This is a genomic window from Leucobacter rhizosphaerae (assembly GCF_022919175.1).
Lineage (GTDB): Bacteria > Actinomycetota > Actinomycetes > Actinomycetales > Microbacteriaceae > Leucobacter > Leucobacter rhizosphaerae.
On sequence record NZ_CP095043.1, the window covers coordinates 305,545 to 320,636 of the forward strand.

Below are 15,092 nucleotides of genomic sequence, written 5' to 3' on the forward strand. Positions count from 1 at the left end.
CCATGCGTCAGCCCTGCTGCGGTGGGATCCGCTCGATCGGAGTGGTCTCGTCGCTCGCGGACTCGGGGACCGGCGCGGCGTCCGCATCTGAGGGAGTCGCGGGCGTCTCGGGCGTCGTGGCCGCCGCGGCATCGGACGCTGCCGCCTCCACGAACGCGGCGTCGGTCGCTTCGGCGACGGGACGCTCCACGAGTCGGCCGGCCACCGTGCTCATCTTCTGAGCATTGGTGATGACCTCGCCGAGGCTCTCGAAGTAACGAGCCACCGCTCCGCGCTCGACCTTCAGCTGGGTCATGCGATCCTCTGCTGCGGCGAGCACCTTAGTCGCACGGTCCTCGGCCGCGGCGAACGTGGTCTGCGCGCGACGCTCGGCCTCCAGGATCGTCTCGGCGGCCTGACGCTCAGCGTCGGCGCGGAGCGAGCGTGCGATCTGCGTCGCATCGAGGGTGATCCTCTCGTACTCGTCGCGCGCGGCGGCGAGCTGGGTCCGGAGCTCCTCGAGCTCGCGGGTCGTCGCCTCGATCTCGAGCCGCGAGGCCTCGGCGGCCTCGTGCTGGCGCGCGGCCAGTTCCTGCTCGACCTGCTCGCGCTGCTGGGTCGAGGAGGTCTTGAACGCGAGGGTGTCGGTCTCGATCTGCTCCCGCAGCGCCCGCGCCGCGTCCTCCGCGTCGGCGCGGAGCTGCCCGAGCCGCGCCTCCTCGGACGCGCGGTACTCGGCGAGTTCGGCAACGGTGTCGGCGCGGAGGAGATCCGTCTCCTCGGTCACCGCCGCGCGCTTCGCGGCCACCTCGCGGTCGATCTCCGCGGTGGCGGCCTCACGCTGCTGCGTGAGGTCGGCCTCGTGCTGCGCGAGCGAGGCGGCGATCCCGCGCTGGTGCTCGTCGCGCTCGCGGGTGACGTCGGCGTCGAGGGCGAGCCGCTCCCGTTCGATCTGCAGTTCGAGCGATTCGCGCTCGAGACCGAGCGCGGCCGCGGCCTCGGCACCCTCGATCCGCTGCTGCTCGGCGGCGGCGGCGCGCTCGTCGTCAAGACGCTGCTGGTGCTCGCGGAGCTGGGTGGCGATGCGCTCGGTGTGCATCGTGGACTCGTCCGCGATGCGCGCCTCGTGCTCGGCGCGCGCGGTCGCGATCTCGCGCTCGACCGCGCGGCGCTCGGCGGCGAGTTCGCCCTCGTGCACCCCGAGCTCGGACTCGATCTTCGAGCGGTGCTCCTCCCACTCCGCGATGAGGCGATCCTGGTGATCGGCGAGTTCGGTGCCGATCGTGGTGTCGTGCGCTTCGCGCTCGGCGGCGATGCGGCTGTCATGGGTCTCGCGCTCGGCGGCGAGTTCGGCATCGAGAGCCGTGCGGGCCGCCGCGAGCGCAGCGTCGTGCTCGGCCTGCTCGCGGGCGATCGCGGTGTCGTGGGTCGCGCGTTCCTCGGCGAGCCCGGAGCGATGCGCATCCAGTTCATCGGCGATCGTGGTGTCGTGGAGCTCACGCTCGGCGGCGATCGCGGCCTCATGGTTCGCTCGCTCCTCAGCGATGCGCGCCTCGTGGCGTGCGCGCTCCTCCGCGAGTCGCGACTCGTGCGCGGCCAGTTCTTCGCTCAGACGGGTGCTCTGAAGCTCGTCCGCGTTGCTCAACCGGACCTCGTGCTCCAGGGTCTCGGCGCGAAGCTGATGGTCGTGCGCCGTGCGCTCTTCCGCGATCGTGTGCTCGTGGAGTGCCCGCTCGGAGGTGAGCTGCTCGGTGTGCGCGGCGAGTGCTGCGGCGAGCCGGACCTCCTGCGCCTCGCGGATCGCACCGAGCTCGGCCTCCTGCTCGGCGCGCGTCTCGGCGAGCTCGGCGCGCGCCTGCTCGTCAGCTCGGGCTCGCTCGCGGGCGCCCTGCTCGGCGAGGGTGCGCAGTTCGCTCTGCTGGGCTTCCAGCTCCCGCGCGATGGTCGCCTCGTGCTGGAAGCGCTCCTGCGTGATGCGGTCGGTGTGGGCCTGCAATTCGGTCGCGAGGGCGCGGTCGTGCTGATCGCGCTCGGTCGCGAGTGCCGCGTCATGCGCGCTGCGCTCCTGGGCGATCCTGCCCCGGAGGTCCTCGATCTCGGCGTCCAGCGCCCTGCGCTGGGACGCGATCCCGGCCTCGAGTTCGCGCTGCTGTTCCGTGTACCGTGCCTCGAGCTCGGCCTCCTCGCGCTGGCGCTTCGCCTCGAACTCGGCACGGGCGCGCTCGCCCTCCTGCACGAGACGGGCGCGCTCGAGCTCTGCTTCGCGCTCGCTCTCGGCGCGTCGGCGCTCGAACGCGGCGGCGTGGGTCTCCGTCTCCTCGCGGAGCTCAGCGGCGGCGATCGCGGCATCGGCGGCGATCCGCTCGGCCTCCGCGGCCGTGGCCGCGAGGGTCGCCTGGGCGTCGCGCTGCGCGGCCTCGCGGGTCGAGATGGCCTCGCGTTCCGCCGACGCGCGGGTCAGCTCGGCGGTCCGCTGCGCCTCGGCGAGCAGGCGCTCGCGCTCGGCGTTCGCCGAGGCGCTCTGCTGCGCGACATCACTGCGCGCACCAGTGATGATGATCTCGGCCTGCTCATTCGCGGAGCTCAGGAGGTCGTCGGCGCGCTGCTGCGCCTGCGTGAGCACTCGCGTGCTCTCCTCCTCCGACGACCGGCGCAGCTTCTCGGCGTCGAGGTCGGCCTGCGCCATCAGCCGCTGGGCGTGATCCTCCGCCACCTTCAGGCTCTTCTCGACCCGCAGGCCGAGCCCGGAGTATCCGCTCGCGCCGAGTTCGGCGACCTGCTCCTGGAGGTCGCTGATCAGCTGGCGCTGCTCCTGCCCGACGTTCGTCGCCTGCTGGTGGGCGAGCTGCAGCGATTCGAGGTGTGTCTGGAGGGTGCTGATGTGCCCGATCAGGGCGGCGACACGCTCGTCGACCTCCTCGCGGTTGTAACCGCGGAATGCTGGGGTGAACTGCTGGGCTGATTCGGACACGGGCCCTCCGGAGATGACGATGTTCCCGCTCGGGCGCAGTGATTCCGCGCCGCGGGCATACAAGGGTTCATGATAGTCCACATCGTTCCGCCATCGGGCGGCCCGCTCGCGCCGTGCGGCACGAGGCGGCACATCGGGGCGTCACTTCCATGTCTTGTACGGAAAGCTCCGGTAGCGTTGGATGTTGAGAACGACTGCCTGCAACAGCCATGCCCGCTCGGGCGCGGTGAGCCGGCGTCATGGAGTGAGGAGCCCCCGTGCGATATGTGCTTGCGATAGCAGCGCTCGTGCTCTCCGGCGTGATGCTGATCCTCGGCATCGGCCAGCGGACCTTTCTTGCGGGCCCTGCCGAGATCAGCTTCCCGGTCGATACCCAATCTGAGGCGGGGTACGCCGTGGTCGACGGCGCGGAGTTCGCCAAGGTGACCGGACAGGCGAACGTCGTCGTGAAGGGATCCCAGGCGTTCGTCGCGACGGGCGCGACCCGCGATGTCGAGGCCTGGCTCGAGCCGTTCCTGCACGCGGAACTGTCGGTCGACACGCGGCAGCAGCGCTTGCTGAGCGGCCTCGTGGCCGCGGCGGTGGTGACGGAGGCTCCGGCCGCAGAGGCGACCGAGGCCGACGGCGCCGCCGCCGATACCGGGGCAGCCGGGACCGAGGCCGACGAGCTGGCCCCGATGGATCCGCGCGGCAGCGACCTCTGGCTGGAGGAACGGGGGATCGACGAGGCGGGCAGCGACACCGAGACGGAGACGCTGCGGGTCCCCGTGGCGGTCACCGCGGGGCAGTCCGTGCTGATCGCCTCCGACGGTGAGAACCCCGTGCCGAGCGACGTCTCGCTCGTCTGGGTGCAGGATCGCGCCACGCCCTGGGCTGGCCCGCTGCTCGTCGGCGGTGGCATCCTCGCAGTCGTCGGCGGAGTGCTGTACCTGTTGGCGGTGGACCATGATCGTCGTGGCCTCGGTCCGCGGCGCGGTCGGCGCGGGCCGCTGCAGGGGATCCGGAACATGTTCGGCGGAGGAAAGCGCCGGTCCCGGTCCGACTCCGGCGCACCGCTCGCCCGTGAGGCGGCGATCTCGACGACCCGGATCCGCGCGCGTCGCCGCGTCGCGCTCCCGGCACTCGCCGTGGTCGCGGCAGTCGGGTTGAGCGGCTGCTCGGCCAACTACTGGCCCGATCTCACGGGCGGCCAGTCCGAGGAGACGGCTACTCCGCCCACATCCTCGAGCGCCGCGCCGGTGCCGGTCACGGACGCGCAGCTCGACCGCATCGTGGAGCGCGTCGCCACCGTCGCCGGCGAGGGCGACGAGACCCTCGACGCCGCGGTGCTCGAGCCGCGCTTCTCGGGCGACGCACTCGCCCAGCGCACCGCCAACTACACGATCCGCGGCGCCGATCCGGCCTACGCCGTCGTGCCGCCGCGCATCACCGCGGAGGGTCTCGACTACGAGCTGGTGCAGAGCACGGAGTCCTGGCCGCGCACGCTGTTCGTGACCGTCGCCTCGTCGACGAGCGACGCCGACGCCGACAGCGCTGAGTCCGACGCCGACAGCGCCGACGCCGAGCCGACCGAGGGCGCGACGGCCGAGGATGCGCCGTCGTCGCCGTCGCTGGCGATGATCCTGACCCAGGAGAACCCGCACGAGAACTACCACGTCTCGCGCGTCATCGCGCTGCGCGGCGGGATCTCGATGCCGCAAGCCGCACCCGCGGAGGAGGGCACCGCCCTGCTCGCGAATGATCTCGAGACCTTCGTGATGCCGCCCGGAGAGGTCGGCACCGCGTTCGCGCAGGTGCTGCAGTCCGGTCCCGACTCCGAGGAGGCGAAGGCGTTCGATCTCTCGACCGCCACGATCCTCGAGAACTACGGCCTCACCCGCACCCAGGCGGATCAGGCGACGTCGGATGGTAAAGGCCAGACCATGCTCTACTCGGTCACGGCTCGTCAGGGCGACGAACGACCGGTCGCCCTCTCGACCGGCGTCGGCGGCGCCCTCGTCGCGACGACCGTGATCGAGGAGCAGATCATCGACTCGAACGGCGGCCGATTCAAGCCGCAGGCGAGCGCGATCATGACCGCGCTCTCGGGACTCTCGGGCGAGCAGGATCGAATCGTGCAGGAGGTGGCCCACCAGCTCCTGTTCTTCGTTCCCAGCAAGACCCAGGGCACCCAGATCGAACTGCTCGGAGTGACCAGCGAACTCGTAGGAATGAGGAACTAACGACCATGTCGCAGCAGATGCCCGAACGGATCCCCGGCGGTGGAATCGACCTGAGCCACCTCGCAGCCGCACGCGCGCCGCAGACTCCCGGCGCACCGTCGACCGGCGCGGTCGGTGCACCCGGCGCCCAGGTCGTCGACGTGCCGTCGCTCGTGCTCGACATTTCCGATGCCACCTTCGAGCAGACCGCCCAGCTCTCCTCGATCGTGCCGGTCGTCGTGCACCTGTGGTCGGAGCGGAGCGAGGCGAGTGTCGCGTTCTCCGCAGTCCTCGAGACGCTGACGCGCGAGTTCGCCGGCCGGATCCTGCTGGCCCGGGTCGACGTCGATGCGAACCCCGGACTGGCGCAGGCGTTCCAGGTCCAGTCGATCCCGACCGCGGTGGCGCTCGTCGGCGGTCGCCCGGTGCCGCTCTTCCAGGGGCCGGTGCCGGAGGAGCAGGTCCGCGAGATCTTCGGGCAGCTCGGGCAGCTCGCGGAGCAGCAAGGGGTCGTGGGGCGCGTCAGCGCCCCCGATGCCGGTGCCGAGGTTCCTGCCGAACCGGCCGAACCCGTGATTCCCGCCGCGCACCTCGCCGCGGTCGAGGCCGCCGAGCGCGGCGACTACGCGACCGCCGTGGCGGAGTGGGAAGGGGTGCTCGCGAAGGCCCCCGCGGACGCGGAGGCGCGTGCGGCGCTCGTGCAGGTGAAGCTCCTGCAGCGCCTCGAAGGCCTGACGCTCGAGGGGGTCCGCGCCGACGCTGCCGCGCGCCCGGACGATCTCGACGCCCAGCTCCGGGTCGCCGATCTCGATCTCTCTGGCGGCCACGTCGAGGACGCCTTCCTGCGCCTGCTCGACCGGTTCGCGGCGAGCGACGACGCGGATCGCGCCGTGATCCGCGAGCGCCTGCTCGAGCTCTTCGAGGTCGTGGGCGTCGCGGATCCCCGTGTCATCGCGGCTCGCGGGCGACTCGCGAACCTGCTGTACTGAGCGACCGATGACCCCGGCCGGCGCCTATCTCGACCACGCGGCGACCTCGCCCATGCCTGATGCGGTGCTGCGGGCCTACACGGACGCGCTCCGCACGGTCGGCAACCCGGCCTCGACGCACAGCGACGGGCAGCGCGCGAGCGAGGTGCTCGAGACCGCGCGCGAGGAAATCGCGAGCCGGCTGGGGTGCGATCCCGCCGAGCTCATCATGACGGCGGGCGGCACCGAGTCGATCAATCTCGCGCTCAAGGGCATCTACTGGGCGCGCCGGCGCGCGGGGGCCGGGCCGATCGTGCTGATCGCCGCGGGCGAGCACCACGCCACGGTCGAGGCGGCCGAGTGGCTGCGCGACACCCAGGGGGCCGACGTGGTGTGGGTGCCGATCGACGCCGAGGGAGTCCTTCGCCCCGAGGCGCTCGGCCAGGCGATCGCGGACGCGGGGGCGGACAACGTCGCTCTCGTCTCCTTCCTGTGGGCGAACAACGAGGTCGGTTCTGTGCTGCCCGTCGAGGCGCTGTGCCGGATCGCCGCGGACGCCGGGATCCCCGTGCACGTCGACGCGGTCGCCGCGCTCGGGCAGCTGCCGCTCGATTTCGCTCGATCGGGAGCCGCCGCCATGAGCCTTTCCGCGCACAAGATCGGTGGTCCCGTGGGCGTCGGTGCACTGGTGCTCGGCCGGCGGACGTCCGCCGACCCGCTGCTGCACGGCGGGTCCCAGCAGCGCGCGCGATCCGGCACCCAGAACGTCGCCGGGGCCGTCGGGTTCGCCGCGGCGATGCGGCTCGCGATCGACGCGGACGGGGTGCCGCACGAGGCACGCATCACCGAGCTGCAGCGGCTGCGAGATCGGCTCGTCGCGGGGGTGCGCGCTGCCGACCCCTCCGCGATCGCACGGGGCGCGCAGGGTGCCCCCGATCGGCTGCCGGGCAACGCCCACTTCACGTTCCCCGGCTGCCAGGGGGACTCGCTCGTCTTCCTGCTGGATGCCGCCGGGGTATCGGCCTCCGTCGGTTCGGCCTGCCAGGCGGGCGTGGCCGAGATCTCCCACGTGCTGCTCGCGATGGGGGTGCCGGAGCCGGAGGCCGCCGGTGCGCTGCGCTTCACCCTCGGCCCCGACACGCGCGACGACGAGATCGACGCGCTCCTCGCGGCACTGCCGCGCGCGATTTCCGGAGCGCGCTCCGCCGGACTGAACTAAGCTGTCGGGGTGAAAGTTCTGGCAGCGATGAGCGGGGGAGTCGACTCCGCGGTGGCCGCGGCGCGCGCCGTCGAGGCGGGGCACGACGTCGTCGGGGTGCACCTCGCGCTGAGCCGCATGCCGGGCACGATCCGCACCGGATCCCGCGGCTGCTGCACGATCGAGGACGCGATGGACGCGCGGCGCGCGGCGAACCTGCTCGGCATCCCGTTCTACGTGTGGGATCTGAGCGAACGATTCGCCGAGGACGTCGTGGACGATTTCATCGCCGAGTACGCGGCGGGCCGCACGCCGAACCCGTGCATGCGGTGCAACGAGAAGATCAAGTTCGCGGCGCTGCTCGACAAGGCGATCGCGCTCGGCTTCGACGCGGTCGCCACCGGGCACTATGCGACGCTGAGCGACACGGCGACCGGTCGCGAGCTGCACCGCGCGAGCGCGTGGGCGAAGGACCAGTCGTACGTGCTGGGGGTGCTCACCGCGCATCAGCTCGCGCACTGCTACTTCCCGCTGGGCGACACCCCCTCCAAGGCGCTCGTGCGTGCGGAGGCGGAGGACCGCGGCCTGCAGGTCGCGCAGAAGCCGGACAGTCACGACATCTGCTTCATTCCCGACGGCGACACCCGGGGATGGCTCTCGGACCACATCGAGCGGAGGCCCGGCGAGATCCTCGACGAGGACGGCGAGGTGGTGGGGCGGCACGACGGTGCGCACGGCTACACCGTGGGGCAGCGCCGCGGCCTGCAACTGGGGCGACCCGCTGCGGACGGTCAGCCCCGGTACGTGCTGTCGATCCGGCCGGTGTCGAACCAGGTGGTGGTCGGACCCAAGGAGCACCTGGCGATCGGCACCATTGCGGGCGGCCGGTACAGCTGGGCGGGCGAACCGGGGTTCGAGGTCTCGGAACCGTTCGACTGCGACGTTCAGATTCGCGCGCACGCGGATCCGGTGCCCGCGCGTGCCCGCTTGGAGCCGATCCTCGACGCGGAGCGAACCGAGCAGCACCGGGTCGGGGCCAGTCACGAGATCGTCGTCGACATCGACCTCGAGCGTGCCGAACCGCTGCTCGGTGTGGCACCGGGGCAGACCGCGGTGCTCTACACCGGCACCCGCGTGCTCGGGCAGTTCACCATCGACCGCGCCCTCGCGGCGCAGCAGACGACCGCGGAGGTGCTCGGATGAGCGAGGGATCTGACCCGACGTTCGAGGAGGCGCGCGCGGAGGCGGAGCAGCTGACCGCCGAGATCGAGCGGCTCCGCACGGCCTACTACTCGGAGGGCGTCGGTATGGTCTCGGACGCCGAATACGACGTCATGTTCCGTCGTCTCGAGGAGCTGGAGCGGCTGTTCCCGGAGCTGATGGGGCAGGACAGTCCGACGCAGGAGGTCGGTGCGGCGGTCGTCTCGGCGGGGTTCCCCGAGCACGAGCACGCCGAGCGCATGCTCAGCCTCGACAACGTCTTCTCGCTGGAGGAGTTCCGCGAGTGGGCGGAGAAGACGCGGCTCGCGGCGGGGCGCGACGTGCGCTGGCTCTCCGAACTGAAGATCGACGGTCTGGCGATCAGTCTGGCCTACCGGAACGGGGTGCTCGAGACCGCGACGACCCGGGGTGACGGCCGGGTCGGAGAAGACATCACGGAGAACGTCGATCTGATCCCGGTGATCCCGAGGGAGCTCAGCGGCAGCGGGATCCCGGAGTTCTTCGAGGCCCGTGGCGAGGTGTTCCTCCGGAGCGCCGACTTCGAGGCGCTCAACGTGCGTCAGCAGGAGCTGCAGGCGGCATTCGTGGCCGAGCAGACCGCCAGGGGGAAGGATCCCGAGTCGATCCCGGTGCGCTACCCTGAGTTCGCGAACGCGCGCAACACGGCCGCCGGAAGCCTGCGGCAGCGCGCCGACAACAAGTCCGACGCCGACCTCGAGCTCATGCGCGGGCGGCTCGCGCGGCTGTCCCTCTACGTGCACGGCATCGGCGCCTGGTCGCACCCCGCGTTCGAGAATCAGTCGGACGCCTACGCTTTGCTCGACGCCTGGGGGCTCCCGGTCTCGCCGCACTCCCGCGTCTTCGACTCGGCCGACGATGTGGTGGGGTTCATCGAGGATCGCGGCGCGCACCGGCACGATGTCGAGCACGAGATCGACGGCATCGTGGTGAAGGTCGACGAGCTGGAGCTGCACGCAGAACTCGGCGAGACGAGTCGTGCGCCGCGCTGGGCCATCGCCTACAAGTTCCCTCCCGAGGAGGTGCACACGACGCTCCTCGACATCCGGGTGGGTGTCGGACGCACGGGGCGCGCCACCCCGTACGCCGTGATGGCGCCGGTGAAGGTCGCCGGGTCCACCGTGCGGCAGGCCACGCTCCACAATCAGCAGGTCGTGAAGGCGAAGGGGGTGCTCATCGGCGACACGGTGGTGCTGCGCAAGGCCGGCGACGTGATCCCCGAGGTCCTGGGTGCCGTGCTGGAGCGGCGCGACGGGAGCGAGGTCGAGTGGCACATGCCCGCCGACTGCCCGGAGTGCGGCACCGAGCTGCGACCGATGAAGGAGGGGGACATCGACCTCCGCTGCCCGAACGCGCGGGCATGCCCGGCGCAGGTGCGGGGCCGGGTCGAGCACATCGGATCCCGGGGCGCTCTCGATATCGAGGTGCTCGGCGAGATCACCGCGGCCGCGCTCACCCAGCCCAAGGTGCCGGCGACCCCGCCGCTGGAGACCGAAGCCGGGCTCTTCGACCTGACCCTCGATCAGCTGGTGCCGATCGAGGTGATCGTGCGCGACAGCGAGACGGGTGAACGCCGCGTCGACGAGGCGACGGGGGAGTACGTGCGCCGCGCGCCCTTCCAGCGCGTCTCGATCGAGTACCCGCCCGAGGCCGAGGGGCTCACCGCGACCGAGCGCCGCGCCGCCGGGCTGCGGAAGAACGTGCGGGTGGTGACCCCGTCGAAGGACGCCGAGACTTTCTTGGCGGAGCTCGAGCGCGCCAAGACGAAGCCGCTCTGGCGCCTCCTGGTCTCGTTGAACATCCGTCATGTCGGGCCCGTCGCCGCGCGAGCGCTCGCAGACTGGTTCGGGTCGCTCGACGCGATCCGGAGCGCGTCGGTCGCGGAGCTCTCCGAGGTCGAAGGCGTCGGCGAGACGATCGCCGTCGCCGTGACCGAGTGGTTCGAGCTCGAGTGGCACCGGGAGATCGTGGACCGCTGGTCCGCTGCCGGGGTGCAGTGGTCGACTCCCGGGCATCCGGGACCCGGGGCCGCGGTCGCCGCCGGCGGTGTGCTCTCCGGCCTGACGGTGGTCGCGACGGGCAGCCTCGAGGGGTTCACGCGGGACGGCGCCAAGGAGGCGATCATTCAGGCGGGTGGCAAGGCCGCATCGAGTGTCTCCAAGAAGACGGACTACGTCGCAGCGGGACCCGGTGCGGGTTCCAAACTCGGAAAGGCCGAGGAGCTCGGGATCCCCGTGCTCACGGCCGAGCAGTTCGCCGTGCTCGTGACGGAGGGGCCGGCCGCGCTCGACCTGTGAGCGACGGACTCTCCACAGATTCCGAACCCCCGCCCGTCGCGGGGGTTCGGTGACGTACGGTAAGTGGCACGGTCCCTCGCGGTGAGGGTCCGCCCTCCGAGATTGTGAGATCGAGTATGGAGCTGCACGACGACACGCGGGTGCGCGCCGCCTGGGCGAACACCGATCCGCTGCTGCGGGGGTACTACGACACCGAGTGGGGCATGCCTGTCCGCGACGAGACCGGCGTGTTCGAGCGGCTCACGCTCGAGGCGTTCCAGGCCGGGCTCTCCTGGCTCACGATCCTGCGCCGGCGCGAGGCGTTCCGTGAGGCCTTCGCGGGCTTCGAGGTCAATCGTGTGGCCGACTTCGACGACACCCGCGTCGAGGCGCTCATGGCGGACACGGGGATCATCCGCAATCGGCGCAAGATCGAGGCCGCGGTCACGAACGCGCGCGCGGCCCAGCAATTGCGAGCGTCCGGAGCAGGGCTCGCGGAGTTCGTGTGGTCATTCCAGCCGGAACGCTCCCCGGCACCGGAGACGGACGCGGAGGTGCCGAGTACGGCGCCCGAAGCCGCCGAACTCGCCCGGGCCCTCAAACGCCACGGGTTCTCTTTTGTCGGTCCGACGATGGCGTACGCGCTCATGACCGCGATCGGGATCGTCGACGTCCATCTCGTCACGAGCCATCGTCGGGGGTGCTCGGGGCTGTGGCTGGCCGATGGGAGTCGGGCGCCCGCGGCCGGTACTGCGGGGTCTCAGCGGTAGGATGGGGTGGTTCACCGAACCGTCCACTCCCGATATACCGATGGAGCAGCATGCCTGAAACCAGTGCGGCAGACCGCACCGGCGCGAACGGCGAGATCACGGCCGAGTCCGTGCAGCATCTCGCCGGTCTCGCCCGGATCGCCCTCACCGACGCCGAGGTCGAGAGCCTCACGACCGAGCTCGACTCGATCCTCACGAACATCGTGAAGGTGAGCGAGGTGGCGAGCGCCGATGTGCCGGCCACGAGCCACCCGATCCCGCTCAACAATGTGACCCGCCCCGACGAGATCGCGGACGTGCTCACACGCGAGGAGGCGCTCGCGAACGCGCCCGAGTCCACGGACGGCATGTTCCGCGTGTCATCGATCCTGGGGGAGGAGCAGTAGATGTCGTCCCTGATTCACCTCACCGCCGCGCAGCTCGCCGCGCAGCTCTCCACGGGAGAGGTCTCGTCGGAGGAGGCCGTCCGCGCCCACCTCGACCGCATCGCCGAGGTCGACGGCCAGATCGGCGCGTTCCTTGCGACCGACGCCGACGCGTCACTCGCTGCAGCGCGGGCGATCGACGTGCGCCGCGCCTCGGGTGAGACGCTTGGCGAGCTCGCCGGCGTCCCGCTCGCGATCAAGGACGTGCTCGTCACCACCGACATGCCCTCGACCTCCGGGTCCCGGATCCTCGAGGGCTACCGTTCGCCCTACGATGCGACCACGGTGGCCAAGGCGCGCGCGGCGGGCCTGATCTCCATCGGCAAGACCAACATGGACGAGTTCGCCATGGGCTCCTCGACCGAGAACTCGGCCTACGGCCCGACGCACAACCCGTGGCAGCTCGACCGGGTCCCCGGCGGCTCGGGCGGCGGGTCTGCGGCCGCGGTCAGCGCGTTCGAAGCGCCGCTCGCGCTCGGCTCCGACACCGGCGGGTCCATCCGGCAGCCGGCCGCGCTCACCGGCACGGTCGGCGTGAAGCCCACCTACGGCGGCGTGAGCCGCTACGGTGCCATCGCCCTCGCCTCCTCGCTCGACCAGGTGGGCCCGTGCGCCCGCACGGTGCTCGACACCGCGCTGCTGCACGACGTCGTGGCCGGTCACGACCATCACGACTCGACGTCGCTCGATGTCACTTGGCCATCGATGGCGGCCGCGGCGCGCGAGGGCGCCTCGGGCGACGCGCTCCGCGGACTCCGTGTCGGCGTCGTGCGGCAGCTGATGCTCGACGGAGTGCAGCCCGGGGTGAAGGACCGCTTCGAGGAGTCGCTCGCCCTGCTGACCGCGCAGGGCGCAGAGATCGTCGAGATCGACGCGCCGCACTTCGAGTACGCGGTCGCCGCGTACTATCTGATCCTGCCCGCGGAGGCGTCGAGCAACCTCGCCAAGTACGACTCGGTTCGCTTCGGACTGCGTGAGACGCCCGCGGGCGGCGGCACGGTCGAGGGTGTCATGAGTGCGACGCGCGCGGCCGGGTTCGGCGCCGAGGTCAAGCGACGGATCATCCTCGGCACGTATGCACTGTCGGCCGGATACTACGACGCCTACTACGGCAGCGCGCAGAAGGTGCGCACGCTCATCCAGCGTGACTTCGCGAGCGCCTTCGATCGTGTGGACGTCATCGCGTCGCCCACCGCACCGACGACCGCGTGGCGACTCGGTGAGCACACCGGAGACCCCATGCAGGACTACCTGAACGACGCGACGACGATCCCCGCCAACCTCGCGGGGATCCCGGGGCTCAGCCTGCCGATCGGCACGGCCGCGGAGGACGGGCTCCCGGTCGGTCTCCAGCTGATGGCCCCCGCTTTCGAGGATGCCCGGCTGTACCGCGCGGGCGCCGCGATCGAGCGACTCATCGAGGAACGGGATGGCGCACCGTTCTGGGCCCAGGCGCCGACCCTTGCGGGCGCCCCGACCGGAGAGGCGGCACGCTGATGGCCAAGACCAAGGTGATGGACTTCGAGCGGGCGCTCGAGCTGTTCGAGCCCGTGATCGGACTCGAGGTGCACGTCGAGCTCAACACGCGGACCAAGATGTTCTCTTCGGCGCCGAACGTGTTCGGCTCCGACCCCAACACGAACCTGACACCGGTGTGCCTCGGTCTGCCCGGGGCGCTTCCCGTGCTGAACCACGAGGCCGTGCGCTACTCGATCAGCCTCGGGCTCGCCCTCGGCTGCGAAATCGCCGAGCGCTCCGGCTTCGCCCGGAAGAACTACTTCTACCCGGACATGGCGAAGAACTACCAGATCTCGCAGTACGACAACCCCATCGCTCACGACGGCTCCGTCGAGATCGAGCTGGCATCCGGGCGGGTCGTGCATGTGCCGATCGAGCGCGCGCATATGGAGGAAGACGCCGGCAAACTGAACCACGTCGGTGGCTCCACCGGCCGGATCCAGGGCGCCGAGTACTCGCTCGTCGATTACAACCGCGCGGGTGTGCCGCTCGTCGAGATCGTCACCCGGCCGATCTTCGGCGGCGAGGCCGACACCCCGGAGATCGCCGCCGAGTACGTCTCGACGATCCGCGACCTCGTCGTTGCCCTCGGGATCTCGGATGCGCGCATGGAGCGCGGCAACCTGCGCTGTGACGCGAATGTGTCGCTGCGTCCCCGCGGCAACGAGGGGGCCGGCATGGCCGTGCTCGGTACCCGCACCGAGACGAAAAACGTGAACTCGCTGCGTTCGGTCGAGCGTGCAGTGCGGTTCGAGATCCAGCGCCAGGCGCACATCCTCGCCGGAGGCGGCACGATCACGCAGGAAACCCGCCACTGGCACGAGGACACGGGGGAGACCTCGCCCGGTCGCCCGAAGTCGGACGCGGACGACTACCGGTACTTCCCGGAGCCCGACCTCGCGCCGCTCACGCCGTCGCGCGAGCTCGTCGAGGAACTGCGAGCCGAACTGCCCGAGCATCCGACCCTCCGGCGACGCCGGCTGCGCGCGGACTGGGGCTTCACGCCGCTCGAGTTCCGCGACGTGGTGAACTCCGGGCTGCTCAGCACACTCGAGGAGACGGTGGCCGCCGGGGTGCCCGCCCAGACCGCCCGCAAGTGGTGGACGGGTGAGATCGCCCGGATCGCGAACGAGCGCTCCGCCACGGCGTCCGACCTCATCACGCCGGCGCAGGTCTCCGAGGTGGTGCAGCTCGTCGATGCGGGCACACTGAACGACAAGCTCGCTCGGCAGGTGCTCCAGGGCATCATCGACGGGGAGGGGAGCGCCGCGGAGATCGTGGAGGCTCGCAGCCTCGCGATCGTCTCGGACGACGGCCCGCTGATCGAGGCGATCGACGCGGCGCTCGCGCAGCAGCCCGACGTCCTCGCGAAGATCCGCGACGGGAAGGTGCAGGCCGCGGGCGCGGTCATCGGCGCCGTGATGAAGGCGATGCGCGGTCAAGCAGATGCCGCCCGCGTGCGGGAGCTGGTGCTGGAGCGCGCCGCGCAGTAGCGCGCGGACGCCTTCCCACGGGGAGCGATCCCCGGCCGACGAACTGGCCGGGGA

Annotated in this window: 10 protein-coding genes; 9 read left to right on the plus strand and 1 reads right to left on the minus strand. The window is 71.2% G+C overall.

All coding sequences use genetic code 11. The features are described from left to right. Positions 1-7: 7 nt before the first annotated feature. A complete protein-coding gene (locus tag MUN76_RS01420) occupies positions 8-2,950 on the minus strand; it encodes a coiled-coil domain-containing protein (protein ID WP_244686501.1) in 2,943 nt (980 codons plus the stop codon). A 257-nt stretch (positions 2,951-3,207) separates the two neighbouring features. On the opposite strand from MUN76_RS01420, the gene MUN76_RS01425 reads away from it, so the two are divergent. The 9 genes from MUN76_RS01425 to gatB all read left to right on the plus strand — a co-directional run bounded on the left by MUN76_RS01425 (position 3,208) and on the right by gatB (position 15,038). Then, on the plus strand, positions 3,208-5,172 hold the full coding sequence (locus MUN76_RS01425) for a DUF8094 domain-containing protein (RefSeq protein ID WP_244686503.1): 1,965 nt from the start codon (positions 3,208-3,210) through the stop codon (positions 5,170-5,172). A gap of 5 nt (positions 5,173-5,177) precedes the next feature. Further along, positions 5,178-6,140, plus strand: a complete 963-nt coding sequence (locus MUN76_RS01430; RefSeq protein ID WP_244686505.1) for a tetratricopeptide repeat protein — start codon at positions 5,178-5,180, stop codon at positions 6,138-6,140. A 7-nt stretch (positions 6,141-6,147) separates the two neighbouring features. Beyond that, complete coding sequence (locus tag MUN76_RS01435; RefSeq protein WP_244686506.1) at positions 6,148-7,338, plus strand: cysteine desulfurase family protein; 1,191 nt, start codon at positions 6,148-6,150, stop codon at positions 7,336-7,338. Positions 7,339-7,347: 9 nt separating this feature from the next. Further along, on the plus strand, positions 7,348-8,520 hold the full coding sequence (gene mnmA / locus MUN76_RS01440; protein ID WP_244686508.1) for a tRNA 2-thiouridine(34) synthase MnmA: 1,173 nt from the start codon (positions 7,348-7,350) through the stop codon (positions 8,518-8,520). Next, entirely contained in the window at positions 8,517-10,853 is a 2,337-nt protein-coding gene (ligA, locus tag MUN76_RS01445; RefSeq protein ID WP_244686510.1) for an NAD-dependent DNA ligase LigA, read from the plus strand. The genes mnmA and ligA overlap by 4 nt, the downstream gene beginning before the upstream one ends. 116 nt (positions 10,854-10,969) lie before the next feature. Next, the gene (locus tag MUN76_RS01450; RefSeq protein WP_244686512.1) at positions 10,970-11,602 is read left to right on the plus strand and encodes a DNA-3-methyladenine glycosylase I; all 633 of its coding nucleotides are present in this window, start codon (positions 10,970-10,972) and stop codon (positions 11,600-11,602) included. Positions 11,603-11,652: 50 nt separating this feature from the next. Then, the gene (gene gatC / locus MUN76_RS01455) at positions 11,653-11,988 is read left to right on the plus strand and encodes an Asp-tRNA(Asn)/Glu-tRNA(Gln) amidotransferase subunit GatC (protein ID WP_244686514.1); all 336 of its coding nucleotides are present in this window, start codon (positions 11,653-11,655) and stop codon (positions 11,986-11,988) included. Next, positions 11,989-13,524: an Asp-tRNA(Asn)/Glu-tRNA(Gln) amidotransferase subunit GatA gene (gene gatA / locus MUN76_RS01460; protein WP_244686516.1), complete on the plus strand. Its 1,536-nt coding sequence runs from the start codon at positions 11,989-11,991 to the stop codon at positions 13,522-13,524. It abuts the gene before it with no gap. Next, complete coding sequence (gene gatB, locus MUN76_RS01465) at positions 13,524-15,038, plus strand: Asp-tRNA(Asn)/Glu-tRNA(Gln) amidotransferase subunit GatB (protein ID WP_244686518.1); 1,515 nt, start codon at positions 13,524-13,526, stop codon at positions 15,036-15,038. Before gatA ends, gatB begins: the two co-directional genes overlap by 1 nt. Positions 15,039-15,092: the final 54 nt, after the last annotated feature.